Source organism: Micropruina sp. (genome assembly GCF_047607385.1).
GTDB lineage: Bacteria > Actinomycetota > Actinomycetes > Propionibacteriales > Propionibacteriaceae > Micropruina.
On the sequence record NZ_JASGDE010000004.1, the window covers coordinates 1 to 4,087 of the forward strand.

At 70.1% G+C, this 4,087-nt stretch carries 4 protein-coding genes; 2 read left to right on the top strand and 2 right to left on the bottom strand.

The window, feature by feature from the left end; translation table 11 throughout:
• Positions 1–122: 122 nt before the first annotated feature.
• Together QM582_RS00100 and QM582_RS00105 are read right to left on the bottom strand one after the other, a co-directional pair.
• Positions 123–1,568, bottom strand: a complete 1,446-nt coding sequence (locus QM582_RS00100; RefSeq protein WP_415080646.1) for a gamma-aminobutyraldehyde dehydrogenase — start codon at positions 1,566–1,568, stop codon at positions 123–125.
• A 308-nt stretch (positions 1,569–1,876) separates the two neighbouring features.
• Positions 1,877–2,071 (bottom strand): antitoxin, encoded by a 195-nt coding sequence (locus tag QM582_RS00105; RefSeq protein WP_415080647.1) that lies wholly within the window; start codon positions 2,069–2,071, stop codon positions 1,877–1,879.
• 92 nt (positions 2,072–2,163) lie between these two features.
• Here QM582_RS00105 and miaA point away from each other — a divergent pair, with 92 nt between their 5' ends.
• Positions 2,164–3,096, top strand: a complete 933-nt coding sequence (gene miaA / locus QM582_RS00110) for a tRNA (adenosine(37)-N6)-dimethylallyltransferase MiaA (protein ID WP_415080651.1) — start codon at positions 2,164–2,166, stop codon at positions 3,094–3,096.
• Between the two features lie 187 nt (positions 3,097–3,283).
• Positions 3,284–4,087 (top strand): diaminopimelate epimerase (gene dapF / locus QM582_RS00115; protein ID WP_415080649.1); only part of this gene is annotated, 804 nt, incomplete at its 3' end.

The following is a 4,087-nucleotide window of genomic DNA, read 5'->3' on the forward strand; positions in this document are numbered from 1 at the left end:
GCCGACCGAGAAGGCCCTGCCTAACTAGTTCTGCCCTCCCGCATGCGGGAGGGCAGAACTAGTTAGGCAGGGCCTTGGGGCTGTCGGGGAGCGGCGGTGGAATGGTCCGGGGAGGTGAAGCCTCAGCCCTCGAAGCCGTGGTACTGCATCACATGCTTGATCCGCGTGTAGTCCTCCAGGCTGTACATCGACAAATCCTTGCCGTGCCCGGAGTGCTTGAATCCGCCGTGCGGCATCTCGGCGACCAGCGGAATGTGGGTGTTGATCCACACGCAGCCGAAGTCGAGCCGCATCGACAGCCGCGCCGCGGTGCCGGCGTTGGACGTCCACACCGACGACGCCAGCCCGTAGACGGTGTCGTTGGCCAGCGCCACCGCCTCGTCCTCGGAGCCGAACTTCTGCACGGTGAGCACCGGGCCGAACACCTCGGTGCGGACCAGTTCGTCGTCCTGGCGCAGGTCGGCGATCACGGTCGGCTCGTAGAAGTATCCGTCCCGGGCGACCTGGCGTCCGCCGGCGACCACCCGGGCGTGGGACGGCGTGCGCTCGACCAGTCCGGAGATGTGGCTCAACTGGCGGGGGTTGTTGATGGCGCCGTACAGGATGTCCTCGTCGGCCGGGTCGTAGCCGGTGCGGGTCGCGGCGGCCGCCTTGGCCAGCTCGGCGACGAACTCGTCGTAGACGCCGGCCTGGCACAGCACCCGGGTCGCGGCGGTGCAGTCCTGTCCGGCGTTGAACAGCCCGGCCACCGAGATGCCCTCGATCGCGGCCTCCAGGTCGACGTCGTCGAACACCACCACGGGTGCCTTGCCGCCCAGCTCCAGGTGGGTCACCTTCAGATCGGACGCCGCCGCCGTCGCCACCGCCATGCCGGCCCGGGTGGATCCGGTGATCGACACCATCCGCGGAATCGGGTGCGCGGTCAGTGCCGCACCGGTGTCGCGGTCGCCGCAGACGACGTTGACCACGCCCGGCGGCAGGATGTCGGCCAGCTTCTCGGCCAGCCACACCGAGGACGCCGGCGTGGTGTCGGACGGCTTGAGCACCACCGTGTTGCCGGCGGCGAGAGCCGGGGCCAGCTTCCAGATCGCCATCATCATCGGGTAGTTCCAGGGCGCCACCTGGCCCACCGGCCCGATCGGCTCGCGCCGCACCGACGAGGTGAAGCCGCGCATGTACTCGCCCTGGGCGCGTCCGTCCAGCACCCGGGCGGCGCCGGCGAAGAACCGCACCTGATCGACCATCGGGCCGATCTCCTCCGACGTGGTCAGGTTCTTCGGCTTGCCGGTGTTCTCGCACTCGATGTCGACCAGTTCGTCCGCGCCGGCCTCGATGGCGTCGGCGAAGGCCAGCAGTGCGGCCTGCCGCTCGCTCGGGGTGCTCCAGCGCCAGGTCTCGAAGGCGCCGGCCGCGGCGGTGAAGGCGGCGTCGACGTCCTCGGGTCCGGACAGCGGCGCGGTGGCGTAGACCTGTCCGCTGGCCGGGTTCACGATGTCCAGGGTCTGTTCGGAGACCGCCGGACGGGCCTCGCCGGCGATGATGTTGTGCAGAACCTTCACCTTGGTCACCGGATCCTCTCGTCGTCGGGTGAATGCGGCTGGTGATGCCGGACGTCTCGGTCACGTCAGGGTGTCACCGTCAAGGCTGGCGGCGCCCAGCTATGCCGTCAATGACTTTCATCGCATGCCGTCCATGTCCGGCAGGCATGGCGACCGAGTGTCGCCGCCCCCGCTCGGTCGTCGGGTGGGCACCGGCCACCGAGGAGCGGCGTCGAACAACCGGAATGCCGATTCGGGAATTGCCGGAAATGCGGCGGTGGGGCCGGGCTGATGCCCGACCCCACCTGTAGACAATGTTCGTTCGAAAGATCCGCCGATCAGCTCTGCGGTTGTTCGGGAGTGCCGGAGGCGCTCCGCACCTGGTCCTTCAGGAAACCCTGAGCCTGATCGACCTGGGCCGCGTATTTGCCGTCCGTCTTCGAGTCGACGAAGTCACCCACCTGATCGATGGCGCCTTCGATCTGATCTTCGTGGCCGGCTACGGCTCCCTTGATCTTATCGACGAAGTCCATTCGGCCTCCTCTCTCTCGCACGCCCGGTTCGAGCCCGGCTCCGCAACCATTCTTACTCCGCTCCGCGCCCCAGGCCAAGGGGGTCGTTCAGCCTGCGGCACAATGATCGGGTGTTCACCCCGCCGCTGATCGTGTTGAACGGGCCGACGGCGAGCGGCAAGACCGCCCTGGCCGTCCGGGCCGCGCAGCTGCTGCTCAGGCAGGGACGCCCGGCCGAGATCGTCAACGCCGACTCCATGCTGGTCTACCGCGGGATGGACATCGGCACCGCCAAACCGACCCTCGCCGAGCGCGGCGGCGTCGTCCACCACCTGATCGACATCATGGACGTCGACCAGACCGCCAGCGTGGCGACCTTCCAGCAGTTGGCCCGGGACGCCGTCGCCGACTGCCGCGCCCGGGGTGTGCTGCCGATCCTGGCCGGCGGTTCGGCGCTGTACGTGCACGCCATCCTCGACGACTTCGAGTTCCCCGGCACCGATCCGGCGCTGCGCGCCCGGCTGGAGGACGAACTGGCCCGGGTCGGGCCGGAAGCGCTGCACCGCCGGCTGGCTGAGTTGTCGGCGGAGGCCGCCGGCGACATCCTGCCCGGCAACGGACGCCGCATCGTCCGTGCGCTGGAGGTGATCGAGCTGACCGGCTCCTGGCGGGCGACGCTGCCGGAATGGCGCTACGCCCTGGACGACGTCCGGCAGTGGGGGCTGGAGCTGCCCCGGGAGGTGATGGACCAGCGGATCGAGAGCCGAGTGGAGCGGATGTGGGCCGACGGCCTGGTCACCGAGGTGCGCACCCTGATCGAGCGCGGGCTGCGCGAGGGCCGGACGGCGTCCCGAGCGCTGGGCTACCGGCAGGTGCTCGCCTACCTGGACGGTGAGATCACCGAGGGCGAGGCCAAGCAACAGACCGTCGCCGGCACCCGGCGATTCGCCCGCAAACAACTCGGCTGGTTCCGGCGCGACCCCCGGATCGAGTGGCTGCCGGCAGACGGAACCGGTATTGCCGAGGCGATCGTCGCCGGGCTGTGAAGCCGACGCCGGCGGGGAGACTCCGGCGTTCCCAGGGATGGACGGGGTGTGAGTTCGTCGTCCCGGGCTTGGGGCTTGCCCGGAATCTCGTGCGCCGGCCGGGAGACCGGCGTTCGCCGGAATGACGGTGGGTCGGGCGCGAACCGCTGCGTTTGACCCCGGAGCGCGGCTGCGGTGGAATTCCGGAATGCTCGCCTTCGCCAAGGGACACGGAACGCTCAACGACTTCGTGTGCTTCAGCGACCCCGACGGCGTCCTGGACCTGGCCGACGAGCAGATCCGGTTCCTCTGCGACCGGCGGGCCGGCGTCGGCGGCGACGGCACGCTGCGCGCCGTCCGGGCCAGGCACGTCCCCGGCTATCAGCAGCACGGCGACGCCTGGTTCATGGACTACCGCAACGCCGACGCCTCGATCGCCGAGATGTGCGGCAACGGGCTGCGGGTGTTTCTGCGCTACCTGCGCACCGAGGGGCTGATCGACGATCGTCCGATCGACATCGTCACCCGCGCCGGCGTCCGGCACGGTGAGTTTCTGGACGGCGACCAGATCCGGATCGGGATGGGTGTTCCGGTGGTCGCCCCGAACCAGGTGCCGGTGACCGTGGGTGAGCGCACCTTCCAGGGCCGGGCGATCGACGTCGGCAACCCGCACGCCGCCGTCCTGCTGCCCGCCGGCGGCCTGGACGCCCTCGACCTGAGCCGCGAGCCCGGCTACCCGTACGAGGTGTTCCCGAACCGCGCCAACGTCGAGTTCGTCGAGAGCGTCGGCGACCACCACATCCGGATGCGGGTCTGGGAACGCGGTGTGGGCGAGACCTTCTCCTGCGGCACCGGCACGGTGGCCGCCGCCGTCGCCGCGGCGACCGCGGCAGGGGAGAGCGCCGGCAGTTGGCGGGGCGACCCGCCCGGCGGCACCCTGCTGGTCGACCTGGCACCCGAGGGCGCCCGGCTCACCGGTCCCGCGGTGATCGTCGCTCATGGCACAGTGAAC